Raw genomic sequence first — 14,849 nt, forward strand, 5'->3', positions numbered from 1 at the left:
TATAGATATTTTTCATCAAGGCCGCCTAGCGAAGGCGGTCTTTTTTACACTTGACTATATACCCCCGCCCGTATATTATATACCCCATAGGGTATATAAATGAGGAGGCAAACGGAATGAGTAAGAGAATTGTAATTGTTGGCGGTGTAGCGGGCGGGGCTTCAGCGGCTGCCCGTCTGCGGAGATTGAATGAACAAGACGAGATTATCCTGGTGGAGCGGGGAGAGCATGTCTCTTTTGCCAATTGCGGACTTCCATATTACATTGGAGAAACTATAGACTCCAGGGAGAAGTTGTTCCTCCAGACTCCCAAGGGGATACAGCAGAGATTTAATATCGATGTACGGACATTGACTGAGGTTACAGCCATTGATCGTGAGAGCAAGCAAGTGTTTTCCCGTAATGTGATCACAGGTGAAGTTGTTCAGATTCCTTACGATATTCTGATCCTGTCTCCCGGTGCACGACCGGTTGTTCCTCAAATTCCTGGGATCACCAGTGCGGATAATCTGTTCACACTGAGAAACATTCCAGATACAGACCGGATCAAGGCATATGTCGATCATCAGCATCCGAAGCACGCAACGGTTATCGGAGCTGGATTTATCGGGCTGGAAATGGCGGAGAATCTGCGGGAACGCGGGCTTGAAGTGACGGTAATTGACCGGGGTACACAGATATTGAACCCGCTTGATCCCGAAATGGCACGACCGGTTGAAGAACACATGCGGTTGAACGGAGTGGAGCTCCGGTTGAATGAGGGTGTGGAGGCGATCATGGAGGGTGGCCGATTGCTACAGCTCGCATCTGGTACGACTTTTGCTACGGATATGATTATTCTAGCCATTGGAGTTACACCGGAGAATGAGCTGGCCAGAAACAGTGGACTGGAGCTGGGAGTCCGGGGGGCTGTAAAAGTTACCGCCACACTGCAGACAAGTGATCCTGCGATCTATGCAGTAGGGGATGTTATTGAAGTCAGAGATAAAGTTCAAGGCTTTGAAACCATGGTATCACTCGCTTGGGGCGCCAACCGTCAGGGCCGTCTTGCCGCAGATCATATCAATGGCCGGTCCATTGCTTATGAAGGCGCTTTGGGCACAGCAATTATCAAAACCTTTGGCTTGACCTCGGCCCTTACCGGGAATAATGAGAAAACACTGAAATCTCTGGGAGTTCCATATGAATCCATACACATCCACCCAAATTCACATGCGGGCTATTACCCAGGTGCAGCCCCAATTGCTATTAAACTGCTGTTCAGCCCCCAGACAGGAGAAATATTTGGGGCTCAGGCAGTGGGAAGTGAAGGCGCCGACAAACGGATTGATGTGATTGCTACGGCTATCCGGGGAAAGCTCAGAGCAGACGAACTGGCGGATATAGAGCTGGCCTACGCGCCACCTTATTCTTCTGCCAAAGACCCCGTGAATATGGCCGGATATGTTGCTTCGAATGTAATGGAAGGTATGGTGAAGAATCTTCAATGGTACCAAGTGGATGACTTCACCCGGTCCGGGGGGCTTATTATCGACGTCAGAGATGAGGTGGAGCGTCTTGCCGGTTATATTCCCGGTTCCATCAACATCCCTCTTTCCGAGCTGAGAAACCGCCTTGCTGAAATACCTTCTGATCAAAAGCTTGCGGTATCCTGCCAAGTCGGTCTCAGAGGGTATATCGCGGCAAGAATGCTGATGCAGTATGGATACGATGTGCAAAATGTTGACGGGGGCTATAAAACCTACGCTGTGATGGCCATAGACAGAGGTGTAGATCCAGAAGGAGAAAAGAAAAATCGGATTAATGTTCCAGAAGTTTCCAGTCTTACTGAACAGCGGCTTATGCTGGATGCTTGCGGATTGCAGTGCCCTGGCCCTATACTCAAAGTATACGAGACCGTGAAGTCTATGGAAGAGGGACAGCAGCTTGAAATTGTAGCAACAGATTTTGGTTTTGCCGCGGATATCCGGCAGTGGTGTCTCAAGACGCAGAATACACTGGAATCCTTGGATGTCTCAGGGGGCAAGGTTCAGGCCCTTGTGCGTAAAGGAATTCAGAAGCCAGTGGAGGCAGATGCGGCTCCTCTTACCTCAACAGCGGAGAAGGAAGGAACGTCTATGGTTATCTTCAGCGGGGATCTGGATAAGGCGATCGCTTCGTTCATTATTGCCTCCGGGGCAGCTGCTATGGGCAAGCAAGTCACGATGTTCTTCACCTTTTGGGGATTAAATCTGTTGCGTCGCGAGCAGGCTCCAGAGGTTCACAAAAAGGGACTGGACAAAATGTTTGGCATGATGATGCCTCAAGGTACCCGTAAATTGTCCCTCTCCAAAATGAATATGGGCGGTCTCGGGGCAAAACTGATCCGGCACACCATGAAACGAAAGAATGTGGACTCTCTTGAACAGCTGATGTCGGGGGCCATCCATGCAGGTGTAAAGCTGATGGCCTGTACAATGAGTATGGATATCATGGGAATCAAGCAGGAGGAATTAATAGCAGGCGTTGAATTTGGCGGCGTCGCCAGTTACCTAGGGGCCGCTGAGGATTCAGGCGTCAATTTGTTCATCTAAAGGAAGTGTATAGCAATGGAATATGATAAAGGGATCAAGAATAGACTAAAACGCATTGAAGGACAAGTGCGGGGCGTGTTAAGTATGCTGGAAGAAGGACAAGACTGCAGGGAGATTGTTATCCAGCTCACCGCAATACGAACAGCCGTAGACCGTACGGTAGGTGCCGTCATCGGAGCCAACCTGGAGCATTGTATCCAGGAGGAGCTGCAGCAAGGGAATTCGCCCAATCAAGTCATTCAAGAGGCGGTAGAACTGCTGGTGAAAAGCCGATAACTAAAAGAACAGCTGCGGAATTGATTCCGCGCTGTTCTTTTTTGTTATATCCGGGTAGGATTGGTTTTGGTATGTCCGTACTGGCGCTGTACTTTGACAAGACGGGACAGCAGGAGGATAGCCCCGATGGCAAGCCCGGTGATCAGGCCAATCCAGTATCCGTAAGCACCTAAATCTGTATAGGTTGCGAGTAGATATCCCGTGGGTAGACCGATTACCCAGTAAGCAACAAAACAGATAATAAAAGCCGGATTCACATCCTTGTAGCCCCGAAGTACCCCTTGTGTAGGAGTGGCAATTGCATCGGAAATCTGAAAGAAAATGGCGTAAATTAGGAAATGCTGAATAAGTGAAATGACCTCGGGCTCATCTGAATATAAGCCGGCGACGTGATTACCTGCGAATAGCAGCACGAGAGCTGTAACCAGAGAGAGTACAGCAGCAGTCCCGATGCCCAAAATTCCGTATTGCCGGGCATCCTTCAATCTGCCGGACCCGCTCTCGAAGCCGACGAGGATCGTCAGGCTCATGCAAATGCTCAGAGGAATCATATACAATGTGGAGGCAAAATTGATTGCCGCTTGATGGGCAGCAATGGTTACGGTATCGAACCGGCTCATCAGTAGCGTAACTGCGGAGAAGACTGCCGTTTCGAAGAAAATAGAGAAGCCGATGGGTACTCCGATCTTAAGCAGTTCTTTGAAGCTCCGCCGGGACATGGAGTAGAATCTGCGGAACAATTGCAGACTGCGGAACGGCTCGGACCGATAGACGAAGAACAGAGAGATGGCAAAAATCACCCAATAGGTTATAGCTGATGCAACGCCTGCACCAACGCCGCCAAGACGGGGGAATCCAAATTTTCCAAAAATCAGTAGATAGTTGAGGCCTACATTTACCGGTAATGCAATTAGCGTGATGAACATAGAAACCCTTGTCTGCCCGAGAGCATCAATACAGCTGCGAATTACGGTGTAGCCAAACAGCGGAATGATTCCTACGGAGATGGCGCAGAGGAAACGGAAGGCAATATCACGCACCTGTGGTTCCAGGTTCATGAAATCAAGTACGGGCGATAGGGCAAACGCACCGAATACCAGCACCAAGAGCGATATGAGCAGGGACAGCCACATGCCTTGAGTGACCTGATAAGCTACGTCTTTTTCATTTTTACTTCCCATCAAATGAGAAACTATGGGTGTAATCCCCATGAGGATGCCACTGAGTCCGGTTTGGATGGGAATCCACAGGCTGGTTCCAATCGCTACACCGGCCAAGTCGTTCGTGCCATATTTGCCTGACATATTCGTATCAAAAAAAGTGATGGCGGATAACGCAACCTGTGTAATAAGGATAGGGAATAAAATATACAGGAATTGTCTAGCCTTTTGTTTCATTGAAGTCGTGGGTATCATTGTACATAAGCCTCTTCATTCTTATATTTAATTTCCGGGACCAATCCCAGTAAAATGACCCCACAATGTGGGGTCTATAAAGGATGCTTGTAAAATTAGAATTTGAAAATGGCTGAAAACTTTTTTCTTATTTTTCGTAATCTACACCGGAAGTATAACGGTTATTGGCATTCCAGAGCAGGAATTCATCGACGTTCTTTTCTTTTAGGGCACGTATCTGGTCCTCAACCTGCTGTTTGCCATATTTGACATAATGCCCGCTTCCGAGCCAGCTTGCGGTGAAGTCCTGAATCCAGGGACGGATGATTGGTTTGAAGCTGCCTAGGGGATCAAGCTTCTTATGTGTATCCACCATGGAGCCTTTGATAGTGGCGTATGGGTTCTTATCCGGATCTTTCACATCAAACCAGCCGGTTGAGTAGTGGCTTGGATAGACCATTGGGCTGATAACATCGACATTCTTGGAGATTTTTACAAAGTCCTGGCCGATGCCTTCCGCAGCAGGGACAGAGGCTGCATAGCCAAAAATATCAACCGAAACACGTACGCCGAGCGGGCTAAGTTCGGTTTTGGCATATTTAACAAAATCAGAAATGATCTCTACCCGTGGACGGTCGCTTTTTGTGTATTTGAGTGTGTCTGCGCGTTTTTCGAAGCCTTCAGGAAAACGAACATAATCGAACTGGATTTCCTTGAAGCCGAGTTTGGCGGCTTCTTTGGCGATATCTACGTTGTATTTCCATACATCCTGATTATATGGATTCACGAAGCTGTCTCCGCCCTTATTGGTCCATACTGAACCATTGGCAGTAACAAAGGACATCTCAGGTTTTTTCTTGGCGAGTACGGAATCCTTGAATACAACAATCCGTGCAATGGGGTAGACGTTATGCTTCTTCAAACGTTCCATCAGTTTGTTGATGTCACCAATGAACGGCTGAGGATGGCCCATCTGCTGAAGCTCTGCGTTATCTGTTTTATATGTGATGTATCCGGCATCGTCCTTAATATCAATGACCATAGAATTCAGCTCGGTTTGGTCGAGCAGGTTGAGCAAAGTCTCCATCCGGGATCCACCAGCGCTATAGGCTGTTACGTAAATGCCTTTGACCTTAGGGGCATCCGGCTGAGGATCGGTTAGAAGTGCGGTGTCTGTAGCACCCGGGGAAGCTTCGGCGTCCGGCGTAGCGCCTGGAGCAGGTGTTGCTTCGTTTCCTCCCGCGGTGTTCGGTGAAGCGTTAGGATTTGATGAGTGCTGTGCGGCGATGGATGGGTTTATGGCGGACTGTAGTGCGGCGGTCACGTCGGCTTCGTGTGAATTATGCTGTACGCCGACGCTTCCCAGAGCCATCATCAGTAGAGCCCAGGTGATATTCATTTGTTATTCTCTCCCTTTATGTACATTCCCTTAAAGTATAAAGGAACGGCAGCGTCCAAAAAGAACAGACTTGTAACAATCCCCGTAATTTTGTTCGCATAAAAACCGTTCTTGTTGTTTATAAACGGGATGTACAGATTTTAAACCATACAATTCATAAGAATGATTGCCCTGGCCTTTAAAAAGGTGGTACCTGAAGCTTTAAAAAAGTAAATGCCGCTCGGGTCCGGCCACGGCCGAATCCAAAGCGGCAACTATTAAAACGGGTTCCAAGCATTTTACTTATTGAAGATACGCAGAATTCTGATGCTCGTAAATGCTGTAATGGATAATATCCATCGCATCTTCCGGTTCCAGAATACTCAGACCGTCACGCAGAACAATCACAGAGTTCAATTCATCCTGCTTCAGAAAAGGTATCATATCCGGATACCATCTCATGACGATTGCTGACAGTTTTACCGTTTCCATTTCCACAACAATCACCCTTTCCTTTTTCGAATAGTGCTGAATTGAATTCAGGTTTCATCGGAAAACGAAGTGCCAGGAAAAAAGAGGGTAAATCACAATCTTCATGAAATTTGTAAGGTCCTGCGTGAGTCTAATATATCATAATTTTAAAGTATGCGCATTTTTTTTGAGCCTATCTTTTGCGGAAGGAACCCATTACCCCAACTGTTTCTACGATGTTCACAAAAGCCTGCGGGTCACTGTTTTTGATAATCCGCTTTAATTCAGCCAGCTCATAACGTGTAGTCACTGTCATTAGCATGTCCCGCTCCACATGAGAATAAGCACCTTCAGTTTTAATCTTTGTCACTCCGCGCTGCAGTCCAAGAAGCTGTTGAAGCAGTTCATCGGTGCGTGTGGTTACAATGTAAACCGTCACTTTAATGTGGCTGACGTGAATCAGATCCACGACCTTGCCTGACACGTAAATAGAAACCATCGATGCCAGTGCTAAATTCCAATTGTTGTCAAAATAGGCTGCAGTTAGAATGACAAGCCCATTCAGTCCAACGAGCACATTACCAATTGGAAAGTCACGGTGCTTAATAATTATGGAGCCCAGAATATCGAAGCCCCCTGAAGAACCGCCCACCCGGAAGGATACACCGGCGCCGACACCAACAAGCACTCCCCCAAATACGGAGGCGAGTAACATATCTGAAGCTACAGTGGCCGTTGGGATTAAAGCCATAAGCCAGGTAGTAGCACCTACCGACAGGATACTCAGGACAATAAATCTCCGTCCGAGCTGAAACCAGCCTGCTACCAGTAAAGGTACATTGAACAACAGATACATTAAGCTGATATTGAACGGGGTAAAGTATCCGACCAACATGGCCAGCCCTGAAACTCCTCCGCTCAGCAGTCTGTGAGGAATTAAAAACAGGTTAAAGCCGCATGCAATCATCGCTGAACCGAAGATAATTGCAAGGTAATTCCCGATTTGTTTTAGTCTTGACAAGCAAATTCACCTCTGACGCGTAATGTAAGTAATGAAAGTAAGGAATACACTGGTATTCCTAATCGAGTTTGTGATATAATGTATAGGATATTCTTGAGTAGGACGTTACAATAGTGTTTTTTGCATTGATTAGAGTGCAAGAACACAATTGTTCAGGCATATTCACCCAGGCCTGATCAGGACATCTTTTGGTCCCAATGCGAGCTAAACCATGCAGAGAATCCGGCATGATTGGACAGCCTATAAATGTGTTTACCGCTACTTAAGAATACAGACAAGCATGTGGAATGTCCACTGTATAGAAGGAGCATGAATAATTTGAAAACATTCGCAGAATTCGGCTTGGAGCCAAAAGTGCTGCAAGCAATCACAGAGCTAGGATTTGAGGAATCTACACCCATTCAGGAGCAGGCTATCCCAATTGCAATGGCAGGATCGGACCTTATCGGCCAGGCACAGACAGGTACCGGTAAAACTGCTGCTTTTGGTATTCCCCTCATTTCCAAGATTCCCCGGGAAGAAGAGAAAATCGTAGCTCTCATAATGACACCGACCCGTGAGCTTGCCATTCAAGTCGCCGAAGAAATCGGCAAACTGACCCGTTTCAAAGGTCTCCGTTCCCTGGCTATTTACGGCGGTCAGGATATCGGCCGTCAAATCCGCGGTCTGAAAAAGAAACCGCAAATCATCATCGGTACACCGGGACGCCTATTGGATCATATCAACCGCAAGACTATCCGTTTGGATGATGTTCAAACCATCGTCTTGGATGAAGCGGATGAAATGCTGGATATGGGATTCATGGAGGATATTCAATCGATCCTCAAGCTTGTACCAGAAGAACGCCAAACCATGCTTTTCTCAGCAACAATGCCCCCTAACATTCAACGTCTTGCCCAGCAGTTCCTGAAGAATCCACAACATGTTTCTGTAATTCCTAAGCAAATCAGTGCACCTTTGATTGATCAAGCTTACATCGAAGTGCCTGAACGGCAGAAATTTGAAGCGCTGAGCCGCTTGATTGACATGGAGTCTCCTGATCTGGCTATCGTATTCGGCCGTACCAAACGCCGGGTTGATGAGCTTGCTGAAGGATTGCAGAAACGTGGTTATTCTGCAGACGGCCTTCATGGTGACCTGTCCCAGAATCAGCGTGATGCTGTAATGCGCAAATTCCGCGATGGCAGCATTGACGTGCTTGTAGCTACCGACGTAGCGGCACGCGGTCTCGATGTTTCCGGCGTGACACATGTTATTAACTTTGACCTTCCACAGGATCCGGAGAGCTATGTACACCGTATCGGCCGTACTGGCCGCGCCGGCAAGGAAGGTACTGCCTGGTCTTTCGTGACGCCACGTGAGATGGATCACCTGCATTTGATTGAGCGTGTTACCCGTCACCGTATTACCCGCAAACCTCTTCCAACGATGGCTGAGGCTATCGAAGGCAAACAACGCATTACAGCTGAACGTTTGCTGGCAATGGTAGAAGACGGCGGTGAGCTGAACGAATACAAAGGCATTGCTATTCAGCTTCTGGAGCAATATGATTCAGTTCAACTGCTGTCTGCAGCAATGAAGCTGCTTACCGGTGACACCAAAGATGCTCAGATTGAATTGACACCGGAAGATCCTATCCGTGCTAAACGTCGTGGTGGCAAAAATGATATCCGCAGTGGACGCAAGCCTAACGGCGGATATGGCGGTAACCGCACAGGTTCAGGTACAGGTACAGGCGGAGGATACAGAGGCAACCGTGACAATGCAAGCGGCGGCACCAGCGGCAGCAGCAGCAGTCGTGGCGGTTATAGCAGCGGCTACGGTAGCAATAGCAGCGGCGGATATGGCGGCGGCTACAAAGGCAACCGTGATTCCGGTGCGAGCCGTGATGCAGGCGCTGGACGCAGCAGTGACCGCAAACCATCCACACGCCCAAGCAGCACTAGCACACGCCCGGCTAAACGCGAAGATTACGATATTTAATTAGCAGGCCTGATAACACAAGAAGACGAGAAGCCTTTAGATCGGCTCTCGTCTTCTTTTTGGTTTGTAGCAAGGTTTTATTTTTAGACAAAAGTACGAGTGATGATTACGAGCAGAATGAACAGTACGAGAATGGTCCCAGTGGAAGTCCAAGGATTGTAGCAGCCAGGTGCGGACATGAGGTCAACCTCCTTCAAAAGTTGTTGATTTGAGTGGTTACATTTCTAATATATGGACTCTCCGTCAAGGATGCATAGACATTAACCCAGAATCTCAAACTTGGGCGCTGGAAAAGTTCGGGTCAAATAAGGTATAGTTAAGATACGCAGTATGTGCGAGACAGACAGGAGGAAGGAAATTGGAGTTTAAGGGAGCAATGGGTGGTTTATATCGCATCACGGAGTGGATTTCGCGTATCGCCTTCAGTAATATTTTGTGGGCGTTATGTTCGGTTCCGTTTCTGTTCATGGCAGTAACTAAGATGATTATGCTGGGTTCAGGTGCAGGGGGCCCTAATGAACAGATCACACTCAACTGGGCACTGGGTATTTTGGCGCCTTTTACCGTATTTCCGGCAACGGCAGCACTGTTTACCGTTGTTCGCAAATGGGTTATGGGCAATACGGATGTAAGTACATTCCGCACTTTTTTTCAGGGGTATAAAGAGAATTATTTGAAGAGCATGCTAGGAGGGGCGATCTATACCCTGCTGTTCGTCGTTATGTATGTAGATGTGACCGTATACATGACTCAGATGGCCAATTTCAGAATTGTCGGTATATTGATGCTGGTGCTGATGATTATTTTGTTCGTCTCTATGTTTAATTTCTTCTCGATTGTGGTTCACTACCAAATGACCTTCAAAGAAGTGGTAACGAATTCGATACTGCTGACCATCGCCCGGCCGATCCGTGTGTTCTCGACACTTATTGGCTCAGCGGTTCTAGCCTACATAGGTTTGCGGTATACAGTGCTTTATGCCATTTGTATTCCTACACTGATTTCTATGCTGGCCTTCTTTAATTTCTATGCTACCTACAATAAGCTTCAGGAACAGGTGGAGAAGAAGAAGCAAGAGGAAGAGCTTGCGGCGCTTGAGGCAGCTGAGAGAGAAGCGGAAGACGATCTGGATGAAGAAGATGAAGATGAAGAGAACGACAAAAGACCTCAAACGGATTTAACAAAACGATAATAAAAACCGGGATTTATAGGCGAAAACTGTATTCAAGTGTTAAATAAAGCGCATACAGGTTTACATTTTCGTCAAAACGCAATATAATAAGGGTAATTCCTGCGATGTACGTTACGGTTGCTCGTTGTTTTGAACCAATGATAATGTCTTGGGAGATCTATATGAAGCGCAGCTGAAATGCCCTGTCTATACGACTTGGGGAATTCAAAAACGACTTCTGCGGTCACCCACCTGCTCTAGCAGGTTCAGAAGACACTGTAGCCGGACGGCATAGGCGGGTTTTCTACTGTTATTGACAAGGTGCCCTGTTTTCCCGCTTTGTTGCGGATACGGGGCGCCTTTTTGTGTATGAGAGCAATAACCCGAAAGTGAGCTATGCCCTTTTGTTCCGGGGTTAAGAATGTTACACTTAGACTAATGAACTTGGGATTTGAAGAGGGGGAAGTATTTTGTCGTTGAAAAGAACCTTGGTCGGATTATTTCGCAGTCATGACGGAACAAGCGACCGTGCTAAAGACCCGGCTTTAAAGACGCGTTATTACAATCTTTCAAGAGACAAGGCGTGGGATGAAGTATCCTCTACGCTTAAGAAGGTTCCTGGATTCAAAGTGCTTCATGAAGTGCAGTCTGTTGGCGAAATCACCCTGGAAAAAAGGACGGGCTTTGGGCGGACGCTTGATATCACGGTGTCAGTACTGAATACTTCTCCGGTACGCTGTGCCGTTGATATTTATTCGGCATCCAGAGGATCGCTTGGCGATTTGGGTGCCAACTACCGTGTTATTCAGCGCTTATACCAGACACTGGAGAAAAAGCTGGGCAAATATAAAGTGGACTAAGCGTAAACCATGGGAATTTTTCCTGTTCATGGATTGTATACGGTTTCGGGCTTTGCCCGAATAACCTTTCATGTTGGATCATAAACCAAAAGCGGGAGAAGGATGACCTTCTGCCGCTTTTTTTAAAAGATGGGCTATTGCTATATGTGATTTGGTTCTCTTTCCAATTACAGCAGTGCTTTTACGGCAGCTACGGCAGCTTCATAATTCGGATGCTCGGACATTTCAGCCAGGTATTCTACATAAGCCAAGGTATTGTTTTTGTCTACAACAAAGATAGAACGCATGTCCAGGCGGAATTCCTTGATCAGTACACCATAGGCTTGTCCGAAGGATGCCTCTTTGTGGTCAGACAGTGTTACAACGCGGTCAATACCGGCTGCGCCACACCAGCGGGCTTGAGCGAACGGAAGGTCCATGCTGATGGTTAGAATGACCACATCATCACCGAGCTCAGCGGCTTCAGTATTGAAGCGGCGGGTCTGTGCATCGCACACTCCGGTATCCAGAGAAGGTACAACACTGATCAGCTTGATTTTGCCGGAATAATCGCTGAGGGAAGCTTCTTCCAGAAGATTCTTGCCTACCACAAAATCGGGTGCGGTATCTCCGGCTTTTAGCTCAGGCCCTACGAGAGTAATGGGGTTGCCCTTGAATGTGGCTACACCTGTTCTTTCTTGCGTCATATCCTTGTTTCCTCCTTGAATTGCATGATTGGATTCATACTGCCAACATAAATTATAATCTTTTTAGAAGCTGGATGTCCAACGAGGACAAATTATGTTACATAAGGGATGGTGCTATGATATTCATAAGGTACGAGAAATGGAAAGGGTACATCCGTTATTATCCGGTAACCTGTATTCTGATTCTGCTAAATGTACTTATGTTCATTGTATTGACGGTCAATGGCGGTTCGACCAATCTGGAGACACTTAAGAAGTTTGGAGCGACCTTAAATGCGGGGCCGGAAAAGGATGAAATGTGGCGTTATGTAACAGCAACCTTTTTACATAACGGGTTTGCCCATTTATTCTTCAACTGCTTTGCCCTTCTGGTATTTGCCCCCCCGCTTGAGCGCCTGATGGGCTGGTGGCGTTACGCCCTGCTCTATATGGCTGGCGGATACATCGCCAATTATCTGTCCGTTGTTATCAGCAGCCGTTCGGTTGTGGATACAGTGATGGTCTCCGTGGGGGCCTCAGGGGCAATCTATGCTATTTATGGCGCGTTTCTATATATTGCTCTGATACAAAGGGAGATGATGGACGAGAGCTCACGCAAGACGCTCTACGGCCTTCTGGTGATGGGGGTCATTATGTCCTTTGCGACTCCGAATGTGAATTGGATGGCCCATCTCAGCGGGCTGGCTGCCGGCTTTTTCCTCTATGGACTCATAATTCGCATCTTTAAAAGAAGCCGACGATAACGGGAGGTGCTCAAGTGGAGCTCAGACAGCTGCAATATTTTCTAAAGGTGGCCCAGAAGGAACATGTAACAAGAGCAGCGGAGGAATTGCATGTCGCCCAGTCCGCAGTCAGCCGCCAGATTCATCAGCTGGAGCAGGAGCTTGGTGTCGATTTGTTCATGCAAAAGGGGCGTAACCTGCAGTTGACCCCGGTGGGGCAGCTCTTTTGCAAAAGAGTGGAGTCTGTGCTTAAGGAACTGGAGCGCTCCGTTGCTGAGGTGCATGAATTTCTGGACCCGGAACGCGGCGAGATCCGGATCGGATTTCCCCACAGTCTGGGAACTCATCTAATACCAACAATCGTTGCTGAATTCCGCAAGCATTATCCTCATGTGAAATTCCGGTTTAAGCAGGGGGCATACCCTTCTCTGATCAAGGATGTAATCTCAGGAGAGGTGGACCTGGCGTTTATCTCGCCTTTCCCGGAGGATGATGGACATGTCGCTGGAGATATTGTCATGACCGAGGAGTTGTTCGCGATTCTTCCTCAGAATCATCCTTTGGCCGGGGAGGAGGTCATCCGTCTTGAACAGCTCCGGGAAGAAAAGTTTGTCCTGTTCAGCCAGGGATACTCCCTGAGGCCCATTGTATGGCAAGCCTGCCTGCAGGCGGGGTTCAAGCCGCAAATCGCTTTTGAGGGCGGAGAAACAGACACGATACGCGGTTTGGTTGCTGCAGGAATGGGAGTAAGCCTCCTGCCGGAGATGGCACTATATCAGACCAATCCGATGCAGCCGGCCCAGGTTCGGATCGTCGACCCGGCTATAACGAGGACGGTAGGGCTTATTCACAGAGCCGATGGGAAACTGCCGCTGGTGGCCCGGTCTTTTCGGACTTTTCTGCTGACCTATTTCAAAAACAGGAATAACAATACCCCGGTAGGCTCTTAGCCTCCGGGGTATTGTTATGAATAAGGTCAATTAGCGGTTAGTCGCGGTTTCCGAGGAACATTGTGATCAAACGCAGGAGTTCGAGTAAGGATACCAGGGCAGCCGCCACATATGTCAAAGCTGCCGCATTCAGTACTTTGGCTACTCCGCGTTCTTCCTCATTACGGATAAAGCCTTGCTCTACCATGACCTGACGTGCCCGGTTGCTTGCATTGAATTCAACAGGCAGCGTTACAAGCTGAAAGGCAACAGCGGCGGAGAAGAAAATGATGCCCAGGCCAATAAGGTTAAAGGAACTGAACAGAAAACCCGCCAGCAGCATAAAGGGTGCGATTCCCGAGGCAAAGTTGACCACCGGGAACATCCGGTGACGCAGCGTAAGCATGGGATAATGGACTTTATGCTGAATTGCATGCCCTACCTCGTGACAGGCCACAGAAATGGCGGCTATGGAGCGCTCATAATACACGGGCTCTGACAAACGGACAACCCTGTGGATAGGGTCATAGTGGTCAGAAAGGGAACCGCGTACGGGCTCAATCGGCACATCTCCCAGGCCATTTGCATCAAGCATGCGACGTGCTGCATCATAACCGGTCATTCCGCTTGTGTTGGCTACCTTGGCCCATTTATTGAAGTTGCCCTTCACACGGAACTGGGCCCATAAAGAGAATAGAAAAGCGACTATTACCAATAGAAACATAAAAGAATTCATATGTCATTCCTCCGAAGTGATTTATTAAGCGGTTTACTTACATTGGCGGCCCCTGTGTGAGCAGGAGCTTAATTGCCTCCATGCAGGCAACTCCTTGAGGAAGCAGGGCTGCAAGTGCACGTCTGGCTTGACCAGGCTTCAAACCGCTAATGACGGGCTCCAGTGCCTTTACCTCACGCTCCAGGCGCTGCATTTGAAGCTCAAGCTCGACTAACCGGTCTGAGACGTCATTTTCAGGTGTAGCCTCATTCCACTTGCTCATCATGGTCTTGATCTCGTCCAACGTATATTTCTCTTGCTTTAATTGATTAATACGTTCCAAAGTAACCAGGGTTTCATGGCTGTACAACCGGTAATTTTTATCACTTCTTGATTCCGGTGCAATGAGTCCCAGCTTCGTGTAATAATCAATCGTCCGTTCGCTGGTGTGGGCAGCTTTGGCCAGCTCGCCGATCCGGTAAAGGGTCATATCCCCATGGGTTCTCACCTCGATGAAAGAACTTTAGTTCTTCTGAATTTTAATATGTTCTTTCTATATAATAGAGCATACTTAATGATACCAAAATAAAAACCATACAGTCAAACGTCACACTTACTTTAAGTATATGCTGACAAAGCACGATCAATGCTCGGTTAATGCACTCTTACA

15 protein-coding genes and 1 other RNA gene are annotated in these 14,849 nt (G+C 47.8%); 8 read left to right on the forward strand and 8 right to left on the reverse strand.

Annotation, left to right across the window (positions count from 1 at the left end):
• The first annotated feature begins 116 nt into the window (after positions 1-116).
• Both A3842_RS08080 and A3842_RS08085 read left to right on the forward strand, forming a co-directional pair.
• Positions 117-2,573, forward strand: coding sequence for a CoA-disulfide reductase (locus tag A3842_RS08080; protein WP_074101024.1), 2,457 nt, complete (start codon positions 117-119; stop codon positions 2,571-2,573).
• A gap of 15 nt (positions 2,574-2,588) precedes the next feature.
• Positions 2,589-2,849: a metal-sensitive transcriptional regulator gene (locus tag A3842_RS08085; protein WP_074086095.1), complete on the forward strand. Its 261-nt coding sequence runs from the start codon at positions 2,589-2,591 to the stop codon at positions 2,847-2,849.
• 44 nt (positions 2,850-2,893) lie between these two features.
• Here the strand turns inward: A3842_RS08085 and A3842_RS08090 are convergent, their stop codons facing one another.
• The 4 genes from A3842_RS08090 to A3842_RS08105 form a co-directional block, all read right to left on the reverse strand.
• Entirely contained in the window at positions 2,894-4,264 is a 1,371-nt protein-coding gene (locus A3842_RS08090) for an MATE family efflux transporter (protein WP_074101025.1), read from the reverse strand.
• 127 nt (positions 4,265-4,391) lie between these two features.
• A complete protein-coding gene (locus A3842_RS08095) occupies positions 4,392-5,642 on the reverse strand; it encodes a putative glycoside hydrolase (protein WP_074101026.1) in 1,251 nt (416 codons plus the stop codon).
• A 282-nt stretch (positions 5,643-5,924) separates the two neighbouring features.
• Positions 5,925-6,113 (reverse strand): hypothetical protein, encoded by a 189-nt coding sequence (locus A3842_RS08100; RefSeq protein ID WP_178382026.1) that lies wholly within the window; start codon positions 6,111-6,113, stop codon positions 5,925-5,927.
• Positions 6,114-6,285: 172 nt separating this feature from the next.
• A complete protein-coding gene (locus tag A3842_RS08105; RefSeq protein ID WP_074086099.1) occupies positions 6,286-7,113 on the reverse strand; it encodes a YitT family protein in 828 nt (275 codons plus the stop codon).
• 318 nt (positions 7,114-7,431) lie between these two features.
• On the opposite strand from A3842_RS08105, the gene cshA reads away from it, so the two are divergent.
• Positions 7,432-9,096: a degradosome RNA helicase CshA gene (cshA, locus tag A3842_RS08110; protein ID WP_074086100.1), complete on the forward strand. Its 1,665-nt coding sequence runs from the start codon at positions 7,432-7,434 to the stop codon at positions 9,094-9,096.
• An 83-nt stretch (positions 9,097-9,179) separates the two neighbouring features.
• Here the strand turns inward: cshA and A3842_RS08115 are convergent, their stop codons facing one another.
• On the reverse strand, positions 9,180-9,275 hold the full coding sequence (locus A3842_RS08115; RefSeq protein WP_074086101.1) for a dihydroorotate dehydrogenase: 96 nt from the start codon (positions 9,273-9,275) through the stop codon (positions 9,180-9,182).
• A gap of 179 nt (positions 9,276-9,454) precedes the next feature.
• On the opposite strand from A3842_RS08115, the gene A3842_RS08120 reads away from it, so the two are divergent.
• The 3 genes from A3842_RS08120 to A3842_RS08130 all read left to right on the forward strand — a co-directional run bounded on the left by A3842_RS08120 (position 9,455) and on the right by A3842_RS08130 (position 11,127).
• Positions 9,455-10,288: a YesL family protein gene (locus A3842_RS08120; RefSeq protein ID WP_074086102.1), complete on the forward strand. Its 834-nt coding sequence runs from the start codon at positions 9,455-9,457 to the stop codon at positions 10,286-10,288.
• 93 nt (positions 10,289-10,381) lie between these two features.
• A non-coding RNA gene (ssrS, locus tag A3842_RS08125) (6S RNA) lies at positions 10,382-10,573 on the forward strand.
• A 164-nt stretch (positions 10,574-10,737) separates the two neighbouring features.
• Positions 10,738-11,127 carry a DUF1499 domain-containing protein gene (locus tag A3842_RS08130; RefSeq protein WP_074086103.1) on the forward strand — a complete coding sequence of 130 codons (390 nt, stop codon included), beginning with the start codon at positions 10,738-10,740 and terminating at the stop codon, positions 11,125-11,127.
• A 167-nt stretch (positions 11,128-11,294) separates the two neighbouring features.
• Here A3842_RS08130 and tpx read toward each other — a convergent pair whose 3' ends face one another.
• On the reverse strand, positions 11,295-11,813 hold the full coding sequence (tpx, locus tag A3842_RS08135) for a thiol peroxidase (RefSeq protein ID WP_074086104.1): 519 nt from the start codon (positions 11,811-11,813) through the stop codon (positions 11,295-11,297).
• 116 nt (positions 11,814-11,929) lie between these two features.
• On the opposite strand from tpx, the gene A3842_RS08140 reads away from it, so the two are divergent.
• Both A3842_RS08140 and gltC read left to right on the forward strand, forming a co-directional pair.
• Entirely contained in the window at positions 11,930-12,556 is a 627-nt protein-coding gene (locus A3842_RS08140) for a rhomboid family intramembrane serine protease (RefSeq protein ID WP_074101027.1), read from the forward strand.
• A 14-nt stretch (positions 12,557-12,570) separates the two neighbouring features.
• The gene (gltC, locus tag A3842_RS08145) at positions 12,571-13,485 is read left to right on the forward strand and encodes a glutamate biosynthesis transcriptional regulator GltC (protein ID WP_074086106.1); all 915 of its coding nucleotides are present in this window, start codon (positions 12,571-12,573) and stop codon (positions 13,483-13,485) included.
• A gap of 37 nt (positions 13,486-13,522) precedes the next feature.
• On the opposite strand, the gene A3842_RS08150 is transcribed toward gltC, so the two are convergent.
• Entirely contained in the window at positions 13,523-14,200 is a 678-nt protein-coding gene (locus A3842_RS08150; protein WP_074086107.1) for a zinc metallopeptidase, read from the reverse strand.
• Positions 14,201-14,237: 37 nt separating this feature from the next.
• Positions 14,238-14,669 carry a MerR family transcriptional regulator gene (locus A3842_RS08155; protein WP_074101028.1) on the reverse strand — a complete coding sequence of 144 codons (432 nt, stop codon included), beginning with the start codon at positions 14,667-14,669 and terminating at the stop codon, positions 14,238-14,240.
• Positions 14,670-14,849 lie beyond the last annotated feature (180 nt).

The sequence above is a fragment of the Paenibacillus sp. P3E genome, assembly GCF_001909045.1.
GTDB classification, from domain to species: Bacteria; Bacillota; Bacilli; order Paenibacillales; family Paenibacillaceae; genus Paenibacillus_AQ; species Paenibacillus_AQ helianthi.